We start from the raw sequence: 24,739 nt of genomic DNA, 5'->3' as shown, positions 1-24,739 counted from the left end.
TGCTCATGCATCGCACCGTCGTACATCTCAACGACGCCGATCCGACGAAGATTCAAGCTGTATTGCAGAACGTCACCAACCTCTATACGGCGCTGGGCCCCGATCTGCAGGTTGAGCTGGTGGCCCACGGTCCCGGCATCGCCGTGGCCACCGAGCCGGTCGGCGAGCTGTTGCCCGGCCTGTTGGAGGCCGGCCTACAGGTGCGCGTTTGCCAGAACACTCTTACCGCCCGCGGCCTTACGCCAGATCGGATTCACCCTCAGGCCACTGTCGTGCCCTCCGGGATGGCCCATCTGGTAATCCGCCAGAGTGAGGGGTGGTCCTATCTGCATCCGTAAGCCGGGCCCGGTGATGGCGTCATCGGGTGCGGCCTTGGCCGCTGCGAGCCGGTCCTGTGCGACGGGCTGTTGCGCCGGTGTCTAGTCCTTGTTGACCGCACCGGGCTGGGCTGGGAGAACTAGTGGCTGGTGCGCCCTCGGGTGGAGGTGAGCACCGGGGCCAGGGCGCGGTCGGCGATCATGCCGGTGGCCACGGAGAACACGGCTTTGTGCAGGACGTCGACCACCTGCTCACGCACCGGCCAGGTGGTCGGCGGGGCACCGACCCCGGTGGCGTTCTCGATGGTCTGGTCGAAGCCCAGTCTCACGACGGTATGCCAGGCATTGGCATGGGCCCCGCGGATCCCGGTGACCGCCCAGATTCCGCGCAGGGCACCGAGGGTGGCGGCGGTGGAATAGTGCATCAAATGGTTCCACACCACCGGCCGGTCCGTGTCGCCGGGGTGCTGCCCGACCAGGGTCAAGAGTGCCCGGGCTGGCACGTAGGAGTTCGGTCGGTGGGTGATGGCCTGTTCGATCTTCTCACCCACCACCATCACTACCCCTCCGGCCAGGCCGGCCGCCGCACCGGTGCCAGCCGCCTGCAGGATGCCGCTGAATCGTGATGACATGCTCATTCCTCCGCTTCGTTCAGTGTTCTCTGTCTACCTGGAGATCTCGAGTGCTCTGGGGTCCGGATGGAGAGTCCGCTACGGATTTGGGTCGGGTGGCTGAGTACCACCCGGCGAAGAGCAGCACGATCAACACCACGTCGACGGCATCCCCGCCGTAGTACATCAGTTGCGCCCCTGCCTGGCCGTCCGTGACCTCGACTCCGGCCGGCGGATGGGCGTAGAGCCATTTGGCCAGGATCGGGTGAGCGGCGATGAAGGCGATCAGCACCGCTGAGCGCACGGGAACCGAGGCCCGGTGCGGGTCCGGGTCCACCCCCACCAGGGAGGCGGTGAAGAGGTAACCAGCTAGGAAGATGTGGGCGTGCACCAGCCCGTGGATCAGTGCCGAGGTATGCATCAGTTGATACAGCTCGGTGCTGTAGAGCACCCACAGCCCACCGGCATTGAGCACGGCCGCGACCATCGGGTGGGTGATGATCCGGACGTAGCGGCTGCGCAGCAGCCGAGTCAGTGACCGGGCCCGGGCCACCGGCACAGCCCGCAAGATCAGGGTGACAGGCGCGCCCAGGACCAGCAGCAACGGGGCTAGCATCCCAAGCAACAGATGCCCCAGCATGTGGGCAGTGAAACTGGTGTGAGCGGCCGCGGCGACCGGGCCGAGGAGCCTGGCCCCGGCGCAGACCAGACCGGCGTACCAGGCCACGGTCCGGCGCACCGGCCACGGGCTGCGGCCCCGGGCCGCCCACAGGCAGGCCGCATAACCAACCGCGGCTGTCACCAGGGCGAGGACGACCACAGCATCAAAGAGCGCCCACCCCCAGGCCTCGGTCCCCAGGACCGGGCCATGACCGGCGCCACTGTGCCCGCTACTGTGGTCGTGATCCCTCACAAGACACTCAGTCCGTGACGCCGGTCGGCCGGGTGCGCCAAAGGATGAGAACCCCGATCATCAACAACAACACCGCCGAGCCGATCCACGCGATGTCATAGGGCAGCAGGTCCACTCCGTAGCGGACCTGGTGGATTCGCAGCACCTTGTGATCGACTACCCCATCGAAGAGCTGAAAGAACCCGACCCCGGCAATCACTGCCCCTGTCCAACGCTTCCAGACCACCTCGGTCCGACGTCGAACGTCGGCCAGCAGAAACAGTCCCCAGATGGTGATGAACCACCCGAAGGCGTGGAAGAACCCATCTGCGGTCAACGCCACCTGCGTGGTGGACAGATCGTAGAAGTGATGCCACTGCAGGCCCAGGTGAAAGATGAACAGGTCGATCATCGACGCCGCGATCCCACATCCGAACAGGAACCCCGAGGCCACCGTGCGCCGGTCCAGGGTGGTCCCGGATCCCCGGCGCGCCTCGGGTGCTGCACCCCGGCCTGCACTCGTCTCAGCAGCAGACATCCAGACCTCCCAGCATCGCGGCCCCTGTGGCCATTGTTCCCTTACCAGTGGGCCCCTCAACAACTCCATCGCTTCTTCACTCCCCTGCGCATGGCCGCGCTCAACGCGTCGCCCCGCGCAGGGCATCCTCGGGGTTCACTTCTTTGGTGGACGCCACGAAGTCCCCGCGGAGGGCTTTGAGGGCATACTTTTCCAGCTCGATCTCCTTACGGGTGCGTACCCTCAGGCGGCGGAAAAGGAACACAGGCGGGCACCACCCCTGGATGGCATGCTGGAAAAGGAACGGTAAGACAACACCAGGCAGCAGCAGCCACTTCCGGCTGACGGTAGCGCCGAGCACGGTGCCCACGAAGGCCAGGGACGAGGCATTGAGCTCCAGCACTCGCTCGATGTCCCATTCGCGTTCCAGTTCGTCGATGCGCACGGAGATTTCCCCGGCGGACGCCTCGGCGTAGGACTCCACGCGCTGCTTGATCTTCCGGTCCAGGCCGACCTGGGTGCCCTCCGGAGTGACTGCGCGCACCGGGTCGGACATCTCAAGGGGCGTGTGCTGATCCGCCATGGCCGTCCTTTCACTCGATCATCGCCCTTCGCTTGGGTAGGACTTGACGGAGATCGCAATTACGGGGTCGGGACAGCTTCAGCACCGCTACCGCCTCGTACCGTCAGGTATCGGCCACCCTACCCACCGGCTCCTCCCGGGTGAACTCCCGGTCACCAGCAAATCCCTGGCGAACGGGGCACGCCCGCTAAGACGCGCGTTCGACCGCACGCCCCCACTTGCATACCCAGGGGGGTATGCAATACGGTAGGGGGTATCCGGAACGCCGGAACCCGAACTTTCGCTCCCGACCCGCAGGAGGAATCATGCTTCTCGAGCGCATCTACGACGAGGACCTGGCCCAGGCCAGCTACCTGATCGGCTGCCAGGCCACCGGCGAGGCCCTCGTCGTCGACCCCCGCCGCGACATCCGGCAGTACCTGGAGCTGGCCGCCCACCACGGCATGCGGATTACCGTCGTGGCCGAGACCCACATCCACGCCGACTTCCTCTCCGGCACCCGCGAACTCGCCGCGGCCACCGGCGCCACCCTCTACGTTTCCGGCGAGGGCGGGGAGGACTGGGCATATGGCTTTGACGCCGAGCTGCTGCGTGAGGGCGACACCATCGCTCTGGGCAACATCACCGTCAGCGCCCGCCACACCCCCGGCCACACCCCCGAGCACCTGTCTTACCTGGTCACCGATGGGGCCTTCACCGACGAGCCCGGCTACTACCTGACCGGGGACTTCGTGTTCTCCGGTGACGTGGGTCGCCCGGATCTGCTGGACGAGGCCGCCGGGGCCCAGGACACCCGCTTCGCCGGGGCCAAGGACCTGTTCGCCTCCCTGAAGGAGGCCTTCCTGACCCTGCCGGACCACGTGCAGGTCTACCCCGGCCACGGGGCTGGCTCGGCGTGCGGCAAGGCCCTGGGCGCCCTGCCGTCCACCACGGTGGGCTATGAGCGCAAGTTCGCCTGGTGGGCCACCTACCTGGCCAACAACGACGAGCAGGGCTTCATCGACGAACTGCTCGAGGGCCAGCCGGACGCGCATGCCTACTTCGCCCGGATGAAGCGGCAGAACAAGGTCGGCCCGGCCCTGCTCGGTGAGCGCTCGGCCCCGCGCTCCTTCACCGCCGACGAACTGGCCCGAGGCCTGTCCGATGGCACCTTGGCCCTCGTGGATACCCGCCCGGTGGATCAAGTGCACGCCGGCACCGTGCCCGGAGCCTTGAGCGTCCCGTCGCTGGGTAAGGCCGCCACCCACATCGGTTGGGCGTACGACCCGGAGGCCGATGACGCCGGCCTGGTCGTGCTGGCCGAGGATGCGCAGGCCGCCGCCGAGTACGGCGACCACTTCGTGCGCGTGGGCGTGGATGGTCTGGTCGGCTACACCCCGACCCTGGAAGGCCTGCCGGCATCCATCCCGCAGACCGTCGCCCCGGCCGAACTGGACGCCTTCCTGGCTGAGCATGACTCCGCCGTGCTGGTGGACGTGCGCAACCGCACCGAGCACTCCGAGGGCCATGTTCCCGGCTCCCGACAGCTCAACGCCGGCAAGGTGCTCTTCTACCAGGACGAGCTGCCCGCGAAGGACGCTGGCCCGTTGGTGACCTACTGCCAGTCCGGGGTGCGCAACGCCGTGGCCGCCGCCGCCCTGCGCCGGACCGGTTACGACGTCGTCGAGCTTGAGGGCAGCTACGCCGCCTGGTCCGCCTGGAACACCGGACAGGACACCGCCCAGAACACCACCACAGTGCAGAACGAAACCTCAGGAGCCGCCCGATGACCGTAACCGCCACCGCACCTAAGACCCGTTCGGTCACCCCGGACGAGCTGCGCCAAAGACTGAACCAGGACCAGGACCTGATGGTCGTCGACGTTCGCACCCCGGGCGAGTTCGAGACCGTGCACATCCGCGGCTCCTACAACGTGCCGCTGGACCTGCTCACCGAGCACACCGATGACCTCGCAGAGCGTCTGGCCGGACACGTCGTGCTGGTGTGCCAGTCCGGCACCCGCGCCGGCCAGGCCCGGCAGAAGCTGCAGGCCGTCGGTTTCGAATCCGCAGAGGTGCTCGAGGGCGGTGTCGCCGCCTACGAGGCGGCCGGCGGAGACGACGTCGTGCGCCGGGGCAACCGGTGGGCCATGGACCGCCAGGTCCGCCTGACTGCCGGCACCCTGGTGCTGGCCGGCACCCTGGCCGGCCAGCTGGTGCACCGCCGCCTGGGCCTGGTGGCAGGGGCGATCGGCGCCGGCCTGGCCTACTCCGCCGCCTCTGACTCCTGCGCGATGGCCTCGATACTGTCCCGCATGCCGTGGAACCGCGTCGAGGCGGTTCCATCCCTGACCTCCTTCTTCGACCAGGTCCCCACCGCCCTGCAAGCCCGCTGAGCCGAGGTCCGGAAGGTTCTACCCATCCCTTCCAGACCCTCACCCCTAGACCCCCGACCGCGGGGGCACGCCCCCCTTCATCGCCCCCGCGGCCGGGCCCACCGTCTTCATCTGGGTCACCGATCCTCCCCGCCCGACCCCGTGCCTTCCGCCGGGCAGGAGCGCCCGCTTCGAAAGGAACCGACCATGTGCCGATCCGTCACCTGCCGCGTCTGCGGCAAGACCACCTGGGCCGGCTGCGGCCAGCACATCGACCAGGTCAGGCGCACCGTCCCGGCCGGGAACTGGTGCCCTGGCCACGACCGCACCGAAGCGCCGACCAGCACCCGGCGCCCCGGCCTCCTGGCCCGCCTGTTCGGGCGCTGACGCCCCCCAGCACCCATGCCGCCCGCGGCTGAGGCCCTACCGGCTGTGTCCGGTAGGGCCTCAGTCGCCGAAGAACCCGTGGTGTACCCGGTGAAAAGATGCCTATCGGCGGGCAGGGTGCCCCCGGTCACTTTCAACCAGAGGCGCCCGGTTCAGGGACGAGGGTGACGATGAGGTGACGTGACCCCTTGCCCACAAACAGCGCGGCCCCCTCTGCGGTGAGGTGCGCCGGGACGAGGATGGTGCCGGTCCCGGTGGGGTCGTAGGCGTCGGCGACCTCGCCGGTGATGACGTTGTGCACCCGGACTGCTTCGTCGTCCCGCAGGTAAACCAGGGCCCCGCCAAGCGCGGCGAGACGAGTGTCGCTGGCGACGGTGAATGACCACAATTGCTGACCGTCCCGGGTCGCATGCAGGCCGGCCTCGTCCAGAATGACGACGGCGCCCGTACCAGGGTCCGCGGCGGCGTCGCGGGCCGTGTCGCTGAGGATGGCGCCGTTGCGCAGATCAATGAGCAAACCCCGGGAGTGCTCGGTCTCCAGCAGGACCAGCCCGTTCGCGGCGGCTGCAGTCCCGGAGGAGTCCACGGCGGCGATGACCTCACCGTGCTCGGCCAACGGGATGCTCCAGAGTTCTTGGTCATCGGCGATGTCCAGTGCGGTGAGGGTGTGGTCTCCGCTGACGAGCACCGTCCCGTGGTATTCGCCGACGACCCGGTCGGAGGAGTCGGATATCGAGGGCACGGCGCGGCCGGTGGTTGAATCCAGGACCGTGCGCGACCTCACCCTCGCCGCCGGATCCTCGGATGGTCGAGCGAAGACGAGGCCGGGCCCCACCTGGGGACCGGGAACCTCCACGGGACCCCACACGTGTTCCCCGGTAGCCAACACGTAGGCCGTCGCGGTGACCGTGTCGGGCTCGGTGCCGGATCCCTGGTGGGCGTCCGTGAGCACGGCCAGTGAACGCCCGTCGGCGTCGGCGGTGAGCGCGAACCCGGTGTCCTCAGCGGGGCGCTCGGCCACCCACCGCACTTGACCGTGGACATCGACAGCGGAGAACCGCCACAGAGCCTCCTGTTCTGCGACCCCCACGAAGATGCCGTCAGCGTATTGCGGGGCGCTGGTCCACCCGGGGTCCACCACCCTCAACCCCGTGAAGGGTGTGGGCAGCCGCAGGGCACGGGTATCCACCGCGGGCAGCGGCTCCTCGGCCGGATGCGGGTCCCGCACCGGCTCCGGTAGCCCACCAGCGCACCCGGTCAAGGCCAGAACCACGGCCATGATGAGAGCCAGGGCCCGGAGGCCACGGATCATGATCCGCCCACTGGGCGGGTGCCTGCCGTGGAGCGGTCGCGCCGTCGTCGCCGCGCCCACACGATGAGCACCGCGCAGACCAGGACCAGGATGGCAAGGATGTCCACGACCGGATTGGCCAGGACCGCCGACCCCTCCTGCAACCAGGCCTGGGCCTCCAAAGGCAGCAACTCCGGGGCGGTGACCAGGCCGTTGGTGGTCCAGAAGACGACGCCCACTCCGATGAGGATGAACCCGGTGAGCATGGAGGTGCTGTGCAGTTCGCGGCCGAAGACCGTGAAGGCCCGGCCACGCAGCACCCGCCGGCCCCGGGCCCCCAAGCGGCCCCAGAGTGCGGCGATCAGCAGCAACGGGGCGACCATACCGGCCCCGTAGACGGCCAGCAGTGTCCCGGCGGAGACCATGTCACCTCGGGCGGCGGCCAGAGTGAGCACGGCGCCAAGGATCGGGCCGGCGCAGAAGCCAGCAACCCCGCTGGCGGCGCCCAGCAGCAGCGTCTTGGCCCATCCGGTGGCCGTGGTCGCCCGCTCTTGCAGATGGGCCGCGCCGGGCAACAGCCGGGCCGGGTCGAACCCGAACCCGAGCAACTGCACTACGCCCAGCACCACCAGCAGCACCGAGGCACTGAGCACGATCACCTCGCGGTGCGTGGCGAAAAGAGTCCCAATGGCCCCCGCGCCCACGCCCAGGGGCACCAGCACGAGCAACAATCCGACGTAGAAGACCGCCCCATGGGCGAGCAACCGGGGCCCGGCCCCGACGGTGGAGGCGAAGAACGCGGGCATCAACAGGGCCGCGCACGGGCTGAGCAGGGCCAGGACCCCGCCCAGGAAGGCGCTGAGCAATCCAATATCCATACGGACTCACTCCGATCCGGTCAGGGCCTGGTCGAAGGCGTCCTGGAACACCTGCGAGGGCTGGGCGCCGACGATGGGTTGGCCTCCCAGCACAAACGTCGGGGTCGAGTAGGCGCCCAGCCCCAGCCCCAGCTGTTCATTGGTGGCGATCTGCTCGGCCGTCTGAGCCGAGTCCATGTCCTCGGCGAACTGGTCGGGATCCAACCCGAGTTCCTCGGCCAGGGCGGTCAGCGCCTCCTCGCTCAGCTGCCCCTCGGACCGCTTCTGCCCGTCCTGGAACAGGGCGTCGTGGTACTCCCAGAACGCCCCCTGCAGTGCGGCCGCATAGGAGGCGCGGGCGGCCCGCTCCGAGGCCGGACCAAACACATTGACGTCCCGCCATTCGATGCGCAGGTCACCGGCCTGAACGTGCTCCATCATCAGCGGAAGGGTCTCCTCGCTCCAGCGCGCACAGAACGGGCACTGGTAGTCAGAGAAGACCACGAGCGTCACCGGCGCTTCCACCGGGCCGGCTGCGAGCAGGTCGTCGGGGTCGTGGCGTTCGGCCTCGGATAGATCCGGCGGTCCCTCGACCTGTGTCGGCGCCGACTCCACCGGTGTCGATGGTGCAGCAGCGCCGTCGGAGCCTGAACCGCCCAGGGCGGACATCATCACTGTCCCGACCAGGAGGACCGCGACGGCCACCAGGACGGCGGGCACCATCCAGGCTCTCTTCTTCGTTGAACCGTTCTGTGCGTTCATGCCTCGGGGCCCTTTCCTCGCTGACGCTTTGATGCCACGATCGACTATCTTACATAGTCGACTATGATTCATAGTCATCCTCGGGCAGGATGGAGCCATGAGGACTGCACCGCGCCAACCGACATTCGCGACCCGGTCCATCACCGAGGCCGTTCAGGCGCTCCGATCATGGACGGGGCGCCAGGTGCTGGTCGCGACAGCAGCGGCACTGGTGTTCGGCCTGGTGCTGGGGCTGGCGACGGTATTGATCCCCAACACGTTCTTCACCCGCGAGATCCCCCCGGTGTGGTGGAACTACCCGGTATGGGTCCTCACCTCCGTACTGTCCGGGATGCTCGTGGCCACCTACGTGCGCGGGCGCGTCGACACCGCCGGCGCGGCCGCCCCGACGAGCCGCGTTAGGGTGGAGGACGGCAGTGATGCTGCGGAACAGCGCACGAGCCGGCTCGGTGTCGCCGGGGGCCTGCTGGCATGGTTCGCCGTGGGATGCCCGGTGTGCAACAAGCTTGCCCTGCTAGCGCTGGGCTACTCCGGGGCCATCACCTGGTTCGCCCCCATCCAGCCGTACCTCGCCCTCGGCGCCCTGCTGCTGACCGGCATCGCCCTGCTGGGCCGACTCCGCGGACAGTTCGCCTGCCCAGTCCCTACCCCGAGGATGGAGACCGCCCGATGACCACGCCTGGACTCGCAGCAGAACCACCCCGCCTGGGTGCCCTGGAAGCACAAGTGATGGACGCGCTCTGGGATCACGGTCCCGGCACCATCAGGGACATCATCAACCGGCTGTCTCACGACCCGGCCTACACCACGATCGCCACCGTGCTCCGCAACCTCGACGGCAAGAAGCTGGTCACCGCCCTGCGGCAGGGCCACTCCACGCGCTACGAGGCGAGGATCCCCAGGGAGGAGCATGTCGCCTCCGTGATGAGGCACGCCCTGGAATCCAGCCGCGACCGTACCGCGTCCATGCTGCACTTCATCGACACGATCCCTCCCACCGACCTCGACCTGCTGCGCAACTACCTGCGTGCGCGCACGGATGGAGCGGACGGAGGGGGGCGGTGATCGCGGAGAGTCTCACCGTAATGCTGGTCCTCGCACTGACCGTCTCGGCGCTGGCCGGCCCGTGGGTGCTCAGACGGGCTGCTCCCGCACTGGTCCGCGCACCCCGGACCTCCGCGGCGCTACTCACCGGCAGCGTTGTCAGCTGGGTCATCACCGCCCTCGCCCTCGGGCCACTGCTGGCGTGGATCACCTCCGGCCCGGTGCTCTTACCCGGCAGCGCCGCCGACGTCTGCCAGCGCTGCCTCGCCGCCGCCAACCCGTTCCCCACCGCAACCATCGACACCGGGATTCCCGCTGCGGTGTTGCTGGCCCTGTCTGCACTGGGTGCTGCCGGCCTTGCCATCATGGTCGGCGCCGAGGCCCACCGGCAACGCCGGGCGACCACGCGCACCGCGCACCGGCTGCGAGTCTGGGCCGAGCCCCGACAGATCCTCGGTCACAGCGTGCTCATCATCGACGACTCCCGACCGTTCGCCCTGACACTCCCGCGGCGCCACGGCGGAATCTTCATCTCCAAGGGGGCGTTACGAGCCCTGACCCGCGATGAACTCGCCGCAGTCCTGGCCCACGAACATGCCCACCTGTATCAGCGCCACCACCTGATCACCACCACCGTGGCCAGCATCTGCCGGCCCCTGCGCTGGCTGCCAATAATGGCCGCCGTCGAGGACGCGCTCGGGCACTACCTCGAGATCGCCGCCGACGACGCCGCCCGCCGCCGCGTCGGAACCCCCGCCCTGGCCAGCGCCCTGCTCACCCTCGGCGAGCACGCCCACCACGCTGGGCATGAGGCACCCCTCGACGGAGCCTTGCACGCCCTCGGTCCCGACCGGATCCGCCATCTCGTGCAACCGCACACCGGACCGGCCGGATTGCTCGCCGCGCTCACGACCACCTCCTACCTGGCCACGCTCGTCCTACTGGCCACGATCGTGTACCTGCCCTACCTCGGTGCCGCCCTGTCCGGATGCGCCTGACCAACTCCAGCGAAAGGCAATCAACAAGCCTGTGAATTTCGGGGATAAATGGCGGTCATCTGTGGTGGCGGCTCCGACCATGGGCTCAGGCATGTCCGCTGGATGATCGTCTTTCGGGACGCTCAGGGCGACCTGACGGATCGGCCGGCACATCGGGCCCATGGCTCAGCAGCCTTGCTCGCGTGGAGGAAAGCCACCTGCGTGCTGTAGCCGAGGACCTCGGCAACGAGCGAGGGCGGGCATTCGAGGACGAGCTCACCGATGGCTCGGTGGCGGGCGCTGAGGGGTTGACGCCCAGGTCGCGCAGCCGCTCTATGACGGTGTTGGGGTGCAGGTGATGGCCGGCCAGTGTGCTGGGGAGGCTTGCAGAGTTGATTCCTCTGATCCAATACTCAGGCCACCTCGTGACGTCATCTGAATTACAGGCCGGGTGTCCATGCAGGTGGCCACTAGACACTGGGTCTGGCACTGATCGGGGGGGGCGACTATCTGGTGCCTGGGGGGGGCGCGCGGTATTGACAGGCCCGGGTTGATCTAGTCAGCGGCTCGTGGTCAGGACGGACGGGGGGTTGTGCCGCTGCTTTGTCGGCCCTTACGCAGCCCGATTTCGTATGCGGTGAAGGCGATCAGCGTCACTGTGATCAATGGGAGGACAAACCATGCCATCACGGCGGTAAATCCTTCCAGTGCGTCGTGTGCGGTGGCAGCCAGGATGAGATACCCGAGGTAAACCAGATACAGGGCTACGAACAGGGCGCCTTCCCATCGCGCCACCGTGAAGCCGGTGAAGGCTACGGGCAGCAAGGCGATCGCGGCCGCCAACATTACCGGGATATCGAAGGCCAGGGCGGCGCTGGATACGGGAATGCCCTCGAGGGAGATCATGGCTGGCAACCCGAGCACGACTCCGATGTTGAAGATGTTGCTGCCGACCACGTTGCCAATCGCCAAGTCACGTTCGCCACGGCGCACGGCGATGAGGGAAGTCGCCAGCTCAGGCAGAGATGTGCCGATGGCCACGACGGTTAAACCGACCACTAGGCTGCTCACCCCGAGCGTGGTGGCGGTGTTCACCGCGCCCTCGACGAGGAGCGTGGCCCCGGTTACCAGGAGAGCAACTCCGAACACCACGAGCAGAATCGACTTTCCGCTCGAGGCCACAGGCAGTTTCTGGGCCTGGGCGGAGGTGCCGATACCCGGGGAACCCTCAGCCAGCTGCATAACAGGGGCCTTGGACTGTGTCCTTCTGCGGCCGATGGTGACGGTCAGCACGGTGTGAGCGACCACGGCACCGAACAGGATTAGCCCGTCTACCGCGCTGATCACCCCGTCGAGGCAGACCAGCAGCAGCGCCGCGGACAGAGAAAGCATCAGGGGGAGATCAAAGCGCACCAACCGTTGTGTCGCGGCCAGCGGCAGAACTAGAGCGGAGAGGCCGAGAATGAGCAAGACGTTAGCAATGTTGCTGCCGACCACATTGCCCACCGCCAGTCCGGGTTCGTCGCGCAGGACCGCACCGATACTCACCGAAAGCTCGGGCGCCGACGTGGCCGCCGAGACCACGGTGAGCCCGACCACCAGGGAGGAAACCCCCGCTCGACGAGCCAGGGCGGAGGCCCCTCGCACCAGTACCTCCCCGCCCAGCACCAGCAGCACCAACCCGACAATGATCCGCCCCAGGTCTAGAAGGTCCATAAGTAGGAGTCTACGGATCACAACCCGAATCGCGATGATCACTCCATCGACCCGGTTGAGCACCCGCATGAGGATCCCCCTACGGAACACCTCCGACGTCACCATGGCGATCCGTGAAGGCCACTTCTGATATCAGTGCCGTCGACTTCTGAAACTGACACCGCCACAATGGAGCCACGCGTCACTCCCAAAAACTCCAAGAGGCACCCTTTGATGCGGCCAACCTGACTGATACCCGTTATTCAGGAATTTCACGGGCTGAGAACTCGCGGATGACGGGATGGGCTGAAGCGGGAATCGCTGCGGTGCCGGGACTCCCGTCTATCGATCGTTTATCGCGAATCATTTAGATGGTGGGTTGGGCTTGAATCGAATCGCGACCCTTCCTGGGCGGTCACTACTCGCAGCCGACTCCATCACCAATGCCATCCAGATGGGGCGCATACCCAAGCGAATCGGCGTGGACCGGGGCCGCGCCAGCCTCACGGGCAGCTGTGCAGTTCTCGAACGGACTGAACGGCTCGGGCGGTGACGTTGATGAGGCTGGTGAGCTGGCCGGGGACCTCGGGGTCATGCTGGGCCCTTTTGCTCATGCGCTGCGCCGGCGGACTTGTCCGTCAGGCCTTGAGATCCAGCTCACTTACTGGAAATATCCAGATAACCACCAGGTGGTTACTCTCACTCGCAAACAAACACAGCCTGGGACTCATTACGCACCTTGGAGAGACAAGAATGACACCCCTTCGCAAAGCGCTTATTCCTCTATTCACCATCCTCGCGCTACTTTTCTGGGCACCGCCCGCTACTGCGGCCGTCAAGTCCGCGTCCGGCTCCCTGACCTGCCCCTCGACCAATCAGAGAATCATCGTGACCGGATACATGACAACCCCCGGCACCATTAGCCTGACGTTGAACGGCCTTCCGCAGGACACGCAGTACAGCACAGGGAACTACTACCTCAAGACTGCGCCAGGGAAGTACAAAGGCAACTGGAAAATATCGACGCCAAATGGAAATATCGCCACCGTCTCGGATTATTGCAGCGATGCGGGCCCCATGCTTCGAGATACTCCGTAGTCCATTGACACCGCACAAAGAGGGATGCGCCATGGCGGAACAATACAAACGCGTCACTTTACAGATACCCTCTGATGACGTCGAAAACTCCATAACTCCCGAAGCGTACATGCGTAGGTTTTGGCAAATCCTTGATGCCTTGAATATACCTGCCACTCTTGATGGCACACATGTACGCTACGGCGACATGAGCGAAGCTGAAGGCGAACTCACTGCAGAAATCCTGAAAGTCGTTGATGCGCGATTCCCGATAGTTGAGTGCAACGACCAAGGCGTGACTGGATCTTAACAGTGAGATGCTGGCAATCAATGGGGTCTATAGCGCGGCCAGGATGATCCGGGCTTCCTCTTCGGCAGCCCCGTTGATGCCGTATTTGATTTCGATCCAGCGGACGACGTAGTCCCCGAGTTCGCTGGCCCTGGCGTTGTAGCCGGCTTGGTAGCCACGCAGTACAGCTTTCAGTTCTCCGGTGTCGAATGTGCGGCATGCCTCGAGTGCGAGCTGGCCAACGTGTCGAGGCGGAAAGCAAGGTAGATACCATGGCTGATCAAAGCCCAGCAACACCTAGTGGATCGCTGAGAACATCTTGGTGGCAGTCATGGTTGTGGGCACCGCTCGTGTGGGTCGCAGCGAACCTGTGAATCGCCCTGGGTCTGATGGAGACTCGTTCTATTGGATTCCGACCAAGGTCTGGTCGGTCCGCTTCGTAGCGTAGAACGTTTCCTCGAACTCTGTTGGCGGCACGTCATTCAGGTAGCCGTGCAGGCGGGTCTGGTTGTGCCAGTGGACCCAGCTGAGGGTGGCGAGCTCGACGTCCTCGACGGTCTTCCACGGGCGCCCTTCGCGGGCGGGCCCGCGGATCAGTTCGGCCTTGTAGTAGCCATTCACGGTCTCGGCCAGGGCGTTGATGCTCCTATAGTTGTCAACTCGCGATTTCGCCCGTTCTTGGGTCGGTTTTGACGAGGTGGTAGACCTCTCGAATCACGTAGCGTTTCAGGCAGCGGATGATGTCGCGTTTGCTTCCAACAGGCCTGGACGCACCTGGCCAACGCCATCATCGTGATCCGCCGCCTGCTCAAAGAATCATGGACCCGGTTCCGGTGGGATGACCGCCCTGTCAAGCAGTACCAATGGCGCTGAGCCCCTATCTGCGCAATCTCTTAAAAGGTGGCATTTCGCCAACCTCGATAATATTGCGGGCTGCTGTCGACCGATCATTGCTTTACCCTCAATAACAACTGGCATGAACGGGAGTAGTCGTGCCGGCAGTGCCGGCTTCGGAGCACAAGGGTTATGGGGGTAGTCCCGTCAGTCGCCGCGTTCCAATGAAAGTGTGTAGGGCGGATTGATCAGTTCAAGACCAGTGGTTGTTTCCTCGATGGTGAGCCGCCCCACCAGCGTCATCGGTGGTGTGTCGGGGAGTGTTCCACTCAAAGCAGATCTGCGCGGGAATCTCCCCGAAGGTCCGCTGGCAGAAATCCGCCCGCCCGTAGGCCGGATGCGTCAGGTAGGCACAGAACATGGCCACGGCGTTGCTGTCCGAGCGCAACGTGCTCAGGCTGATCGGTTTCTCACCGCTGCGGCGCTCCGCCAGAAACTCCTCGATATCCACGGGGCGCCAGTGCCACGGGAACTCGCCGGTGAACTGCTGGAACCGGCGCACCAGACGTGAGCGGTTCTCGATCGTCGCCGTGGTCAGTCCGCGGGCCAGCATCTGCGCCCGCCAGCCATCGACCATGGATTCGAACACCCGCTCATCGGCCCGGAACAGACCGACGGACGCATCGGTCAGCAGCCTCGGAACGAACCCCGGAACGGTACCGTCCATCACGCCTCACAGCCGTGGAATCCTGCATTAGATGCAAGAATCCTACGGCCACCAGCACACTACGACCAGAGAGCACCGCCCGGTCAATCCACGGTGCCACACCCTCGCCGCAGTTGACCTGCAGCGACGTTTCCACGCCAGAAGACGGGAGTTCCTGCATCTACTGCAACTCCCGTTGGTTGAGCGCCGATAAGCTATCTTATGTCAACTCGACCATGGCATGTTGGCGATTTCTGCGAATCCGCCGGTTGGGACGACTCCCCCATGACGGAGCGCTGGAGATCGGTTTCTGAGCGGGCCGCGGAGCACTTGCAGTACACCGATGTCCGGACACAGGGGCCAAGAACACCGGGCTGACCAGCGGTTTACGGCAAGCATTGACGGTGGTTCGCGGTTAGTGCGAAGATTTCGCTCATTATGCGAACGCCTGAGGTGGGTCCGGTCGGCAGTGTTCCGCTGGTGCTGCGCTGCGGGACGGGCGTGCTGAACGAGGCCGAGACGGTGTGGGTGGCGATGCTGGACGGGTGGGCGGCCCAGCAGTTCGCCCGGAACCTCTCGGCGGGCACGGTGGAGGGCCGCCGGTCCACGGTGATGCGGTTCCGGCGGTTCGCCGAGGCCTACCCGTGGCAGTGGACGGCCTCGGTGGTGGACGAGTTCTTCCTGGAGCTGCGGGCGGTCAAGGGTGCGGCCCGGTCGACGGTGCTGGGGTACCAGAACGCGCTGAGGATGTTCTTGGAGTACCTGACGGACCCGGCGTATGGGTGGGGCGAGCAGTGCTGGGAGCGGTTCGGTGAGCACCCGGCGCAGGTCTTCCACGAGTGGAACACCGCCCGTCACGCCCAGGATGCGGTGGCCACCCCGGGCAAGCGCCCGTACACCCGGGACGAGCTCGAGGACCTCTTCGACTGCGCCGATGACCGGGTGCTGCGCATTCGCCAGGCCGGGGCCAAGGGGTGGATCCCGGCGTTCCGCACCGCGACGATCATGAAGGTCGCCTACGCGTGGGGGCTGCGCCGCAACGAGGTCCGCTGCCTGGACCTGGTCGACATCGCCACCAATCCGCGGGCACCTCAGTTCGGCAACGCGGGAATTATCTACGTCCGGCACGGCAAGGCCATGCGCGGTTCCCCGCCGAAGCGGCGCAGCGTGCTGACCGTGCCGGAGTTCGACTGGGCCGTGGAATGCCTGCGGCAATGGACCGATCAGGTGCGCCCGTTGTACGCCCCGGCCCGTTCGACCTGGTTGTGGCCGAGCGAGCGGGGCACCGCGGCGATCGCCGCGGACTCGCTGAGCCGGGCTTTCAATGAGGTCAAGCGGGAGGCCGGGCTGGATGATGACCTGGACTTCCACTCGCTGCGCCGGTCTTACGTCACCCACCTGATCGAGGCCGGCTACGACGCGTTCTTCATCCAGCAACAGGTCGGCCACGAGCACGCCTCGACGACCTCGATCTACACCGGCCTGTCCCCCGATTACCGGGCCCGGGTCGTGGACGGGGCCATCCACCGGATGGCCGCGGCCGCGATGACCACCAGCAAGGAGTACTGACCCATGAAACGGCACGTGGAGTACACCTGGCGGCTGCGGGAGGTCATGGCCGCCCGGGGGATGAACAACCTCTCCGAGCTCATCCCCCACCTGCACGATCGCGGGGTGAGCCTGTCGTCTTCCCAGCTCTACCGGCTGCTCGGGGCCACCCCGGAGCGGATGAACCTGACTCTGCTCGGGGCGCTGCTGGACGTGTTGGAGTGCAGCTTCGAAGATCTCTGCCCCACCACGGTGGTGGCCACTCCGGTCCGGCACCAGGCCACCGGCACCGAGGCCAGCACCGCGAAGAGAGACGCCATCCGCCCGATCAGGGCCCGCATTCACCGGCCCGAATGAGCCGGCCGGCCTTCACCGGGCCCTGCGCCCGCTGCGACCGCACTGGGGTGAGGTTCGCGGCCACTTGGCCCGAGGGGCGGATCTGCCGGCGCTGCTACCAGCGCGCCACCCGCCTGCACGGCACCTGCCCCGGCTGCGCCCAACACCGCCTACTGCCCGGGCTACTCGACGGCGCCCCGGCCTGCGCCGACTGCACCGGCATCCCGGCCGACTTCCACTGCACCCGGTGCGGGCGCGAGGACGAGTTCGTGCGCACCGGACTCTGCGCCCACTGCTGCCTGGCCGATGACCTCACCGTGCTGCTCGACGATGGCACCGGGGCCATCGCTGCACCACTGCTCCCCCTGTTTACCGCCCTGACCGGCCAGAAGCACGCCCGTAGCGCCCGGATCTGGCTCACCATTAACCGGCACGCCGAACAATTGCTGCGGGATCTGGCCCAAGGCCGGCTGCCCCTGACTCACCAGACCTTCCAGGAGCACCCCTGCCCCGGCAAAGTCGCCTTCCTGCGCGCCTTGTGCCTCGAGCACCAACTACTGGAGCCGGTGAACCTGGACATCGAACGCTTCCAGTCCTGGCTCGAGACGAAGGTCAGCGCCCTGCCCGCCGAGGACGCCCGGATCATCCGGCAGTACGCCCTCTGGGTGCACCTGAACCGGATACATCACCTTCAGGCCACCGAGGGCCTGAAGAAGGGCACCTTCCTGGCCGCCAAGCAGTCCATCACCATGGCCATCGGCTTGCTGGGACACCTCAGGGCCCGCGGACACAGCCCCGCGGAATGCACTCAGCACGACGTGGACGCCTGGCTGGCCGGTGGGCCCACCACCCGGAGTCTGGCTCGGGGCTTCGTGCGTTGGGCCGTCGAGCACGGGCACCTGCCCACCGTGGATTTCCCCTACCGCATCGCCCAGGCCACCCCTGTCATCAGCCAGGCCCAGCGGCTGGAACACCTCCGGACCCTCACCGAACCCTCAACTCAGATCCCGGGCACACTGCAAGTCGCCGCTCTGTTCCTGCTGCTCTACGGTCAATCGCTCACCCGCATCTCGCGGATGCGCCTGGCACAGATCCACGACACCGAGGGCAAGCTCACCGTGAGCTTCACCGACGACCGACTCCAGATCCCGCCCCCGTTCGACAGGATCGTGCGGGCACATCTTGACGCGCTGCCGCACACGAACACCTCCGCGCACCGGGCCAACACCTGGCTCTTCCCCGGCATGAGGCCCGGAGAACACCTGCACCAGAACACCATCATGAGCCGCCTGCGTGAGCGAGGCATCGACCTGCTCGGCGCCCGCAACGCCTCTCTGCGGGCCCTGGTCCTGGAAATGCCCGCGCCCATCGTCGCCGACGCCCTCAATTACAGCTACCAAGTCACCGACAAACACCGCCGCGACGCGGGCGCCACCTTCACCGACTACATCAACCACCGCAGCACCGATCTCTGACCTTGGGCTCCCCGCATAGCCCGCTCCCGCTCTGGAATCGAGAGAATACGCCGGTCACGAATACGTCAGGCCAGCACTTACTGGATTATATGTCTAGTAAGTGGACTCTCTGACTACGTCTGTTCGGCGTTGTTGTAAGCCTCGAGGATGTCCTGATGGATGCGTCCTCGGGCCGAGACGTCGTAACCGTTCTGCTGGGCCCACTGGCGGATGGCCGCCGCCGGGCGAGGCGGCGCTTGAGGCGCGGTGGCTCGGCCCTGGCGAACGTAGGCGGTCAGTTCGCCGCGCAGCTGCTTGGCATTGGCGGTGGACAGGTCGATCTCGTAGTGGCGTCCATCCAGGCCGAACGAAACGGTTTCCTTTGCCGGAGATCCGTCGAGGTCGTCAATCAAAACTACTTGTGCCTTCTGGGCCATGGCTTCCTTAGGTCATGTGCTCGCACCGGCCCACACTGTGAGGCCACAGCCGGCAGTTTATCCGGACCTGGCCTAGTCAGAGGATGTTCCGCGCGTGTGGGAGTCGGCCGTGAGGTGGGCGGCGTGCTCACGCAGGTATTCGCAGAGGTAGGGTGCGTCGAAGTCGACCAGCCCGTAGCCGGCGGCCTGGATCATGCCCGCCTTGAGCAGCCGGTCGCGGTAGACCCCGGCGTACCGGCTGGTCTTGCCATGCGGGCGGCGATGTCCGCCAGAGTTTTTATCCCTTTAGAACTCACTTCCAGGGGTCGGCCTGGACTGTCGAACTCTGTGAGTCTGTCGGCCTGGCAGTCTGTCAGCATTGGTGGCCAACGGCGGCGTCCAGGGCTGCGGCGGTTCCGCCCCTGCAGTGGGGCGAAACGGATTCAACTGAGCCACGACCACTCCCCCGGTGTACTTGTGTGTACTTTGTGAACATCAGTGCACGGGGTGAACGAGAGTGTTCTTTCGCCTTGCGTGGATGTCTGCTGGTGAACGGTCGAAGACTCTGTGAGTCACGGGCTCTGTATGTCCACAACTCTGTCATGAGTATGTCCCGGCCGCGCTCGGCGTCCTCAGGGAGGGTTATGGAGTGGAGTTTGAGGACCCCTGCCTCTCTTCCTGTTCGCGTACCGGACGCCACCGCGGAACCTGCCGGTCCAACCACTGCAGCCGCTCTGGCTCCAGGGTTCCGGCGCGGTAGGCGCTCTGCTGGGCATAGACCCACACCGCCAGACTCTTCTCCTGGTCGCCAGGCATGTCAGTGTGCTGGGGGAACCTACCGTGGTCGTGGAGGAAGCGCAGCAGCTCGACCAGGCGTAGTCGCCAGTTGGATTCGTTCTCGATCGACCGGTCATCCAACCTCCACGACGGCAACACCCGATCTAATCCACGCTCTCGGTGCAAGGGCAACCGTTCTGCGCGATGGTGGGAGCGTTGGGTGATCAGCCAATGGGCCAGGGACCACTCGGAACCAGTCTGCCGGGAGTCATCCGACCGGCGGGCGTGCGGGCGGCGCTGGTGTTCTTGGAGGAATCGGTCCAGTTCCTCGAGGCGGGCTCGCCAGCGCCGGTCCGGATCCGGCCAGTTCGAGGGCCTGGGGCGCGGCCGGTCATGGAGGGCCAGGCGCGTCGGGGCGGGCCCGCCCCGAAGTGCTTCACCACGCCGGCGCACGTACTCCCGCACATACTCCGGGTTCACGTCGTTCAAGCGGGCAATGACCGCGGCTGAGACGCCCCTGTCGGACATCATCACCCATTCAGGATGTGCCCGCCCCTTCCGCTCCACACGCCGAGCCTAACCGGGCTTGAGGTCTCATGCTTCGCGGTTGTGGATAACCCTGAGAGCTACCGGTCGTGTCGGTCGTAGGGGTCCGTCCAGGAGGACTCTTCCCGGGGGATGCGGTGGACCCAGGAGGCCGGCACCCAGGCCTGCACCGGATGATGGGCGTCATCTGGCCACTGGACCAGGACGTGGGTCTGGGTCCAGCGCACCGCCTTGGCGTCTTGGACCGGGAAGCTCACCCGCACATAGGGCTCCAGGCCTGATGGTGGCCCGGAGGTGTCCTCGGGCTGCCAGGTCTTCGGCCCGCCGAAGACCGTCGGATCCGAGGTCCGGAACAACTCTGCGTTCGCACGGTACGCGCCACCGCCGGGGCGCTTCACCCACGACATGCACACCGCCTTGCCTCGGGCGCGGGGCGCCGTGCAGGCCAGGGGCCAGCACTGCGTTCAGTGATTGTCGAACACATCAGGTGCTGGCCAGTGGGCGGCGGCCGACCATGGACTGTTCGAGCCCCTGGTCGTCGTGGACGCGGATTAATCGCCAGCGGCCCGAATCGACGTGGTGGCTGATGTCGAGGGTGAGCAGGGGCGCGTTATGGGCTCGTTCCAGGCGTACTTGGAGCCGCCAGACTTCGTGGTCCACCAGGCCGGGGCCGCGGCCGCGCTCGGCCCGGTACTCTTCGGTCCACCACCGGCGGCGTTCGAACCAGCGGGCCGGTTCCGCGGCGACGATATAGCGGCGATGCTCCCAGTCCAGGCGCAGCGGCACCCCGGCCGTGGTGCACGTCACGCCCACCGATTGAGTCAAGGTTCCCACCCTGAATTCCCCTTCCTCGAGGCAATATGCCGACCCCATTTTGGGGTGAGCGTGACCGGCCCCTGGGACGGGGGCCAGCCTGCGAGGGGAAGACAGGAAGCAACGAGCAAGACCAGCCACTGTAGCGGCTGGTGCTCGGGTCAGAGGTTAGGGGAAGGGCCGGACGAGCTAGGAGGCGAGCTGGGAATCGCCGCAGTTGATGGGGGCATCGAAGCCCTGGACCCGGTGGTGTTCCTCGCTGGCTCGGAACCGCACACGCGGGCGGCCTGCGGCCGGCTGTTGTCCTGTCCCGCCGGAACGGCGTCGACCAGGTACCGGCCCTGGCGGGCCGGCTTCTTCTTCGTTTTTTGCTGCTGTTCTTCGGATTATGCGCCCCGGCTCCACCGGCACAAGCCCCTCCGCTAGCGCTACGGGGCCGGCTCCTGAAGAAACCTTGGCTCGGCGCTCCTTCGTCGCTTATTTCCTCCCCAAGCTTTCCTCCTCCACCGCCCTACGGGTTGATGCCGGCTCCGTCCGGGGCAGCTTCACTGCGTTTCGCCAGCAGGCAAAAAACAACGGGGGAGAGGAACAACCCACCCCCACGGCGAGAGGAACCCCAGATGAGTCACCACGCGATCTACGACAGCATGCAGGACAACTGCGCCGACATCCTGACCCCGGTGTGCCCGTTCTGCGGGCAGCAGGGATGGATCACCGTCCCCCAGACCGGGGCTGATGCCCTGATGGACGGTCAGCCCGTCCAGGACGCACTGCCCGAGGTCGATCACCGGCTCCGTGAGCAGATCACCAGTGGCATCCACCCGCGGTGTTTTCCCGGCGCGGAGTTCGGCGACGGCATCGACCCTGATCTGATCCGCGGCCACTGATCGCGACAGTCCCACCCGGAAGGACTAGACCGTGACCGTCTATAGCAAGCCGTCCTGCGTGCAGTGCAATGCCACCTACCGGGCCCTGGAGAACAAGGGCATCGCCTACGAGACCGTGGACCTGTCCCAGGATGCTGGGGCTCTAGAGCGGATCCGGACCCTCGGCTACATGCAGGCCCCCGTCGTGATCACCGAGACCGGCGATCACTGGTCCGGCTTCCGCCCCGACAAGATCGAAGAACTAGCCAAGCAGGCCACCGCAGAACTGCGTCGGACCTGATGCAGGGACAGCTCGACGCCCTGGACTACCCCGAGGCGTAGATGAGCCCGGGGGCGGCGGGGCCGATGACTGCCCCTCCGTCCCCTCCGGTATCCGCCGTGCTCCGTGGACTGGCGACCAGCGGCCGCAGCAGGAGGGCCGTGGATGGCAACGGTGCATCCGGCCCAGGCTCACACAGCAGTAGACCCAGCTGATAGAGCGGCATCCATGACCCTCACCGAAGCAGAGAGGGAAGACTCCAAGAACCCAGGCCAGCCCCTACTCGACGAAAAGTAGTAATAGTAGTAGGCTGACTATTATTACTTCTCGTTCTAGGGAGCTTCGATGGTCGAAATGTCCACCCCGACCGTGAGCGACCGCGTCTTCGCGGCCTGTGACCAGCTCGAGGCCGCCGGAGAGCGCATCACCGTGGCTACGGTGCGGAAGCAGGCCCAGGTCTCCATGCAGGATGCCTCCGAGGGCGTGCGCGCCTGGCGGCAGGCCCACGCGCAGGCTCAGTCCGTGCCCGAACCTCCCGAGGCCGTGGCCCGGGCCCTGAATGGCGCTTGGGGGGCAGCCCTGACGGCCGCGCGGACGGAGGTTGAACACCTGGCCACCGAGGCCAGGCAGGCCCAAGAGCACGCCGAAGCCGAAGCGGCCGACCTCTTGGCAGCCATCACCGAGACGGAAGTCAGTCGCGATGAAGCCCGTAGCGAGCTCGAGCGAATCCGGGCCGAGCTGACCAGGGCCCAAGCCGAACAGCAGCAGGCCATCGGAAAAGCGTCGGATGCCATCCAGGCCCGCGCCCGCGAGGAGGGCCGTAGGGAGCAAGCGGTGAACGAAGCGGGTCGGCTACGAGGAGAGCTTGACGAGGCCAAGGAGCGGGTCCGCGAGTTCCAAGACATCGCCGACCAGGCGAAAGCGCAGGCCCAGCAAGACCGCCATGCGCGGGCCCAGGCCGAAGCGGAGACGAAAACGGCGCGAACAGCCCTCACGGAGGCCGAGATCAGTCGGGACGAGGCCTTCAGCACCCTCAAAGACTGCCGAGCTGACCTGACCAAAGTGCAGGCCGAGCGGGATCAAGCGGTCGAGACCGCGGCCCAAGCCCGTCAAGACCAAGCCCAGGAGAAGGCCACCCGCCAGCAGGCGGAAGCCGAGGTGGCACAGCTGCGGAAAGATCTCAAGAGTTCCCGGGAAAAGCTCCGCAAGACCGACACCGAGACGAAGTCTCTGCGTACCGAGCTGAGCGCGGCTCAAGAAGAAATTCGGACGCTGCGCGACTAAAATCTCCCCCTGGCAAGGGGTCGGCCGCCCCCTTGCGTGGGCCCGGCGTCGCCGCCCAGACCGGGGGGGTCCGCGGTGCAGGCCCGCTTGGAAACCCGGCCAGCGTCCGTGGTTCTTCACCGTGTCGAGCCTGGCCCCGTGCTGCGGCCGGTGTCTGTCCCCCGGCAAGAGCATCGGGGGAGGGAAGGATCATCTCGGCCTTGGAGCGGCTTGGCGGAACTCGTCAGGTCCCGCCGCCGGCGACCGGTAGGCCTCAGGGGAAAACCTGGCCTCATGAGCCTCGCGAGTGCCAAGCGGTGATCGGCACGGACGCCCGGCCGAGAAGCATGATGACGTCAGGTAGACCATTAACCATGTGCGCTTCTCGCACAGGGTGAGGACTCGGGTAGTGGTGTTCGCCCTACCTCCAGGCCTGCTAGGTACACGGCCAGAGCAAGGATGGCGGCGACGGTGGCGATCATGCGGGTTCGTCTCTGAACGGTGTTGTGCGTCTGGTCCCTGCGGGGCGCAACTCAGGTGAGATGTTCGGCGCCGCCTGGGGCCAGTGCCGGTCAGGGGCCGGTAAAGGCGGGGAGGAACTGGATGAAGACGGAGCCGGCGACGGCGACGTACACGACGGCAATCAGGGTCCCGGCCCACCCGGTGGCGAACCGGGCCACCGCCGGCGGGGCGGGGATCACGCCGTGGGCCAGGTTGCGGGCGGTGAGCAGGATGAACAGCGGGATCATGGCCGCCCAGACAATCATGCAGTACAGGCACAGGATGTAGATCTCGTACAGGGCCTGGAACCACAGCCACCCCACGAACCCCATCCCCAGGGTGACCCCGGCCTGCAGTCCGGCCCAGTACCAGCGGCCGGGTCGGGCCCCGGAGAGCACCACCATCGCGGTGGCCAGCACCACGGCGAAGGCGACGATGCCGATCAGCGGGTTCGGGAAGCCGAACAGCTCGGACTGCCAGGTGCCCATCACCCGCCCGCAGGACACCCAGGGGTTGATGTCGCAGCTGGTGGTGTGGCCGGGGTCCTCGTACAGGGCGAGGCGCTCGAGGACCAGGATCGCCGAGGCGATCCAGCCGACGGCGCCGGTGACGAGCAGCACCACCCCGAACGGGCGGTGCCGGGCGAGGGCCGGCGTCCCCGCCGCCTCGGAGGCCGGTCCGGCGCCGGCCGGGGGCTCGGAGGGGTGTTCGGCGGGGTGGTCCGTGGTGGTGGGGGTTGTCATGGGC

Annotated in this window: 32 protein-coding genes and 1 pseudogene; 15 read left to right on the top strand and 18 right to left on the bottom strand. The window is 66.5% G+C overall.

What is annotated here, in order from left to right; genetic code table 11:
* The first annotated feature begins 5 nt into the window (after positions 1–5).
* Positions 6–338, top strand: coding sequence for a DsrE family protein (locus BOSE125_RS16590; protein WP_159554364.1), 333 nt, complete (start codon positions 6–8; stop codon positions 336–338).
* A gap of 119 nt (positions 339–457) precedes the next feature.
* On the opposite strand, the gene BOSE125_RS16585 is transcribed toward BOSE125_RS16590, so the two are convergent.
* From BOSE125_RS16585 to BOSE125_RS16570, 4 genes are all read right to left on the bottom strand, one after another.
* Positions 458–949, bottom strand: coding sequence for a hypothetical protein (locus tag BOSE125_RS16585; protein WP_229672833.1), 492 nt, complete (start codon positions 947–949; stop codon positions 458–460).
* Between the two features lie 19 nt (positions 950–968).
* On the bottom strand, positions 969–1,730 hold the full coding sequence (locus BOSE125_RS16580) for a cytochrome c oxidase assembly protein (RefSeq protein ID WP_229672834.1): 762 nt from the start codon (positions 1,728–1,730) through the stop codon (positions 969–971).
* Positions 1,731–1,848: 118 nt separating this feature from the next.
* Positions 1,849–2,358, bottom strand: a complete 510-nt coding sequence (locus BOSE125_RS16575; RefSeq protein WP_159554358.1) for a DUF2243 domain-containing protein — start codon at positions 2,356–2,358, stop codon at positions 1,849–1,851.
* A gap of 100 nt (positions 2,359–2,458) precedes the next feature.
* Positions 2,459–2,920 (bottom strand): hypothetical protein, encoded by a 462-nt coding sequence (locus BOSE125_RS16570; RefSeq protein WP_159554356.1) that lies wholly within the window; start codon positions 2,918–2,920, stop codon positions 2,459–2,461.
* A 305-nt stretch (positions 2,921–3,225) separates the two neighbouring features.
* On the opposite strand from BOSE125_RS16570, the gene BOSE125_RS16565 reads away from it, so the two are divergent.
* From BOSE125_RS16565 to BOSE125_RS16555, 3 genes are all read left to right on the top strand, one after another.
* Positions 3,226–4,689 carry a rhodanese-like domain-containing protein gene (locus tag BOSE125_RS16565; protein ID WP_159554354.1) on the top strand — a complete coding sequence of 488 codons (1,464 nt, stop codon included), beginning with the start codon at positions 3,226–3,228 and terminating at the stop codon, positions 4,687–4,689.
* Positions 4,686–5,294 carry a rhodanese-like domain-containing protein gene (locus BOSE125_RS16560; RefSeq protein WP_159554352.1) on the top strand — a complete coding sequence of 203 codons (609 nt, stop codon included), beginning with the start codon at positions 4,686–4,688 and terminating at the stop codon, positions 5,292–5,294. The genes BOSE125_RS16565 and BOSE125_RS16560 overlap by 4 nt, the downstream gene beginning before the upstream one ends.
* 186 nt (positions 5,295–5,480) lie before the next feature.
* Positions 5,481–5,660, top strand: a complete 180-nt coding sequence (locus BOSE125_RS16555) for a hypothetical protein (RefSeq protein ID WP_159554350.1) — start codon at positions 5,481–5,483, stop codon at positions 5,658–5,660.
* Between the two features lie 133 nt (positions 5,661–5,793).
* On the opposite strand, the gene BOSE125_RS16550 is transcribed toward BOSE125_RS16555, so the two are convergent.
* Genes BOSE125_RS16550 through BOSE125_RS16540 form a run of 3 tightly spaced genes read right to left on the bottom strand, consistent with a single transcriptional unit; the run spans position 5,794 to position 8,570 of the window.
* A complete protein-coding gene (locus BOSE125_RS16550) occupies positions 5,794–6,972 on the bottom strand; it encodes a PQQ-binding-like beta-propeller repeat protein (RefSeq protein WP_159554348.1) in 1,179 nt (392 codons plus the stop codon).
* Entirely contained in the window at positions 6,969–7,829 is an 861-nt protein-coding gene (locus BOSE125_RS16545) for a cytochrome c biogenesis CcdA family protein (RefSeq protein WP_159554346.1), read from the bottom strand. Before BOSE125_RS16545 ends, BOSE125_RS16550 begins: the two co-directional genes overlap by 4 nt.
* A 6-nt stretch (positions 7,830–7,835) precedes the next feature.
* Positions 7,836–8,570 carry a DsbA family protein gene (locus BOSE125_RS16540; RefSeq protein WP_159554344.1) on the bottom strand — a complete coding sequence of 245 codons (735 nt, stop codon included), beginning with the start codon at positions 8,568–8,570 and terminating at the stop codon, positions 7,836–7,838.
* A 97-nt stretch (positions 8,571–8,667) separates the two neighbouring features.
* On the opposite strand from BOSE125_RS16540, the gene BOSE125_RS16535 reads away from it, so the two are divergent.
* Genes BOSE125_RS16535 through BOSE125_RS16525 form a run of 3 tightly spaced genes read left to right on the top strand, consistent with a single transcriptional unit; the run spans position 8,668 to position 10,612 of the window.
* Positions 8,668–9,243, top strand: a complete 576-nt coding sequence (locus BOSE125_RS16535; RefSeq protein ID WP_159554342.1) for a hypothetical protein — start codon at positions 8,668–8,670, stop codon at positions 9,241–9,243.
* Positions 9,240–9,635, top strand: a complete 396-nt coding sequence (locus BOSE125_RS16530) for a BlaI/MecI/CopY family transcriptional regulator (protein ID WP_115931386.1) — start codon at positions 9,240–9,242, stop codon at positions 9,633–9,635. The genes BOSE125_RS16535 and BOSE125_RS16530 overlap by 4 nt, the downstream gene beginning before the upstream one ends.
* Before the next feature lie 20 nt (positions 9,636–9,655).
* Positions 9,656–10,612, top strand: a complete 957-nt coding sequence (locus BOSE125_RS16525; RefSeq protein WP_201301236.1) for a M56 family metallopeptidase — start codon at positions 9,656–9,658, stop codon at positions 10,610–10,612.
* A 552-nt stretch (positions 10,613–11,164) separates the two neighbouring features.
* Here the strand turns inward: BOSE125_RS16525 and BOSE125_RS16520 are convergent.
* Both BOSE125_RS16520 and BOSE125_RS16515 read right to left on the bottom strand, forming a co-directional pair.
* Positions 11,165–12,307 carry a calcium/sodium antiporter gene (locus tag BOSE125_RS16520; RefSeq protein WP_159554338.1) on the bottom strand — a complete coding sequence of 381 codons (1,143 nt, stop codon included), beginning with the start codon at positions 12,305–12,307 and terminating at the stop codon, positions 11,165–11,167.
* Between the two features lie 397 nt (positions 12,308–12,704).
* On the bottom strand, positions 12,705–12,881 hold the full coding sequence (locus tag BOSE125_RS16515) for an excalibur calcium-binding domain-containing protein (RefSeq protein WP_159554336.1): 177 nt from the start codon (positions 12,879–12,881) through the stop codon (positions 12,705–12,707).
* A gap of 158 nt (positions 12,882–13,039) precedes the next feature.
* On the opposite strand from BOSE125_RS16515, the gene BOSE125_RS16510 reads away from it, so the two are divergent.
* Both BOSE125_RS16510 and BOSE125_RS16505 read left to right on the top strand, forming a co-directional pair.
* Positions 13,040–13,384: a hypothetical protein gene (locus BOSE125_RS16510; protein WP_159554334.1), complete on the top strand. Its 345-nt coding sequence runs from the start codon at positions 13,040–13,042 to the stop codon at positions 13,382–13,384.
* 31 nt (positions 13,385–13,415) lie between these two features.
* On the top strand, positions 13,416–13,673 hold the full coding sequence (locus tag BOSE125_RS16505) for a hypothetical protein (RefSeq protein WP_159554332.1): 258 nt from the start codon (positions 13,416–13,418) through the stop codon (positions 13,671–13,673).
* Positions 13,674–13,700: 27 nt separating this feature from the next.
* Here BOSE125_RS16505 and BOSE125_RS16500 read toward each other — a convergent pair whose 3' ends face one another.
* The 3 genes and pseudogenes from BOSE125_RS16500 to BOSE125_RS16490 form a co-directional block, all read right to left on the bottom strand.
* Positions 13,701–13,946 carry a hypothetical protein gene (locus tag BOSE125_RS16500; RefSeq protein WP_159554330.1) on the bottom strand — a complete coding sequence of 82 codons (246 nt, stop codon included), beginning with the start codon at positions 13,944–13,946 and terminating at the stop codon, positions 13,701–13,703.
* Positions 13,947–14,054: 108 nt separating this feature from the next.
* A pseudogene (locus BOSE125_RS16495) lies at positions 14,055–14,291 on the bottom strand (integrase core domain-containing protein); the annotation flags it as partial.
* A gap of 448 nt (positions 14,292–14,739) precedes the next feature.
* Complete coding sequence (locus BOSE125_RS16490; protein ID WP_201301235.1) at positions 14,740–15,213, bottom strand: hypothetical protein; 474 nt, start codon at positions 15,211–15,213, stop codon at positions 14,740–14,742.
* Between the two features lie 417 nt (positions 15,214–15,630).
* Between BOSE125_RS16490 and BOSE125_RS16485 the strand changes: the two genes are divergently transcribed.
* From BOSE125_RS16485 to BOSE125_RS16475, 3 genes are read left to right on the top strand one after another with little or no spacing between them, the layout of a single operon-like run.
* Complete coding sequence (locus BOSE125_RS16485; protein ID WP_159554328.1) at positions 15,631–16,761, top strand: tyrosine-type recombinase/integrase; 1,131 nt, start codon at positions 15,631–15,633, stop codon at positions 16,759–16,761.
* 3 nt (positions 16,762–16,764) lie between these two features.
* Positions 16,765–17,097 carry a helix-turn-helix transcriptional regulator gene (locus tag BOSE125_RS16480; RefSeq protein ID WP_091696820.1) on the top strand — a complete coding sequence of 111 codons (333 nt, stop codon included), beginning with the start codon at positions 16,765–16,767 and terminating at the stop codon, positions 17,095–17,097.
* Positions 17,094–18,551 (top strand): recombinase XerD, encoded by a 1,458-nt coding sequence (locus BOSE125_RS16475; RefSeq protein WP_159554326.1) that lies wholly within the window; start codon positions 17,094–17,096, stop codon positions 18,549–18,551. Before BOSE125_RS16480 ends, BOSE125_RS16475 begins: the two co-directional genes overlap by 4 nt.
* A gap of 113 nt (positions 18,552–18,664) precedes the next feature.
* Here BOSE125_RS16475 and BOSE125_RS16470 read toward each other — a convergent pair whose 3' ends face one another.
* The 5 genes from BOSE125_RS16470 to BOSE125_RS16455 all read right to left on the bottom strand — a co-directional run bounded on the left by BOSE125_RS16470 (position 18,665) and on the right by BOSE125_RS16455 (position 21,103).
* Positions 18,665–18,967 carry an Lsr2 family protein gene (locus tag BOSE125_RS16470; RefSeq protein ID WP_159554324.1) on the bottom strand — a complete coding sequence of 101 codons (303 nt, stop codon included), beginning with the start codon at positions 18,965–18,967 and terminating at the stop codon, positions 18,665–18,667.
* Between the two features lie 72 nt (positions 18,968–19,039).
* Positions 19,040–19,162, bottom strand: coding sequence for a hypothetical protein (locus tag BOSE125_RS18150; RefSeq protein WP_256375982.1), 123 nt, complete (start codon positions 19,160–19,162; stop codon positions 19,040–19,042).
* 426 nt (positions 19,163–19,588) lie between these two features.
* Positions 19,589–20,254 (bottom strand): helicase associated domain-containing protein, encoded by a 666-nt coding sequence (locus BOSE125_RS16465; RefSeq protein ID WP_236558208.1) that lies wholly within the window; start codon positions 20,252–20,254, stop codon positions 19,589–19,591.
* A 95-nt stretch (positions 20,255–20,349) separates the two neighbouring features.
* A complete protein-coding gene (locus tag BOSE125_RS16460) occupies positions 20,350–20,676 on the bottom strand; it encodes a hypothetical protein (RefSeq protein WP_159554320.1) in 327 nt (108 codons plus the stop codon).
* Between the two features lie 76 nt (positions 20,677–20,752).
* Positions 20,753–21,103, bottom strand: coding sequence for a DUF6504 family protein (locus BOSE125_RS16455; protein ID WP_159554318.1), 351 nt, complete (start codon positions 21,101–21,103; stop codon positions 20,753–20,755).
* Between the two features lie 599 nt (positions 21,104–21,702).
* Between BOSE125_RS16455 and BOSE125_RS16450 the strand changes: the two genes are divergently transcribed.
* From BOSE125_RS16450 to BOSE125_RS16440, 3 genes are all read left to right on the top strand, one after another.
* Entirely contained in the window at positions 21,703–21,969 is a 267-nt protein-coding gene (locus BOSE125_RS16450) for a hypothetical protein (RefSeq protein WP_159554316.1), read from the top strand.
* Positions 21,970–22,000: 31 nt separating this feature from the next.
* Positions 22,001–22,249 carry a glutaredoxin-like protein NrdH gene (gene nrdH, locus BOSE125_RS16445; RefSeq protein ID WP_159554314.1) on the top strand — a complete coding sequence of 83 codons (249 nt, stop codon included), beginning with the start codon at positions 22,001–22,003 and terminating at the stop codon, positions 22,247–22,249.
* A gap of 324 nt (positions 22,250–22,573) precedes the next feature.
* Complete coding sequence (locus BOSE125_RS16440; RefSeq protein WP_159554312.1) at positions 22,574–23,512, top strand: DNA-binding protein; 939 nt, start codon at positions 22,574–22,576, stop codon at positions 23,510–23,512.
* 551 nt (positions 23,513–24,063) lie between these two features.
* Here the strand turns inward: BOSE125_RS16440 and BOSE125_RS16435 are convergent.
* Positions 24,064–24,735, bottom strand: coding sequence for a vitamin K epoxide reductase family protein (locus tag BOSE125_RS16435; protein ID WP_159555330.1), 672 nt, complete (start codon positions 24,733–24,735; stop codon positions 24,064–24,066).
* Positions 24,736–24,739 lie beyond the last annotated feature (4 nt).

Source organism: Citricoccus sp. K5 (genome assembly GCF_902506195.1).
Lineage (GTDB): Bacteria > Actinomycetota > Actinomycetes > Actinomycetales > Micrococcaceae > Citricoccus.
This window is presented reverse-complemented; position numbering and strand designations above follow the sequence as displayed.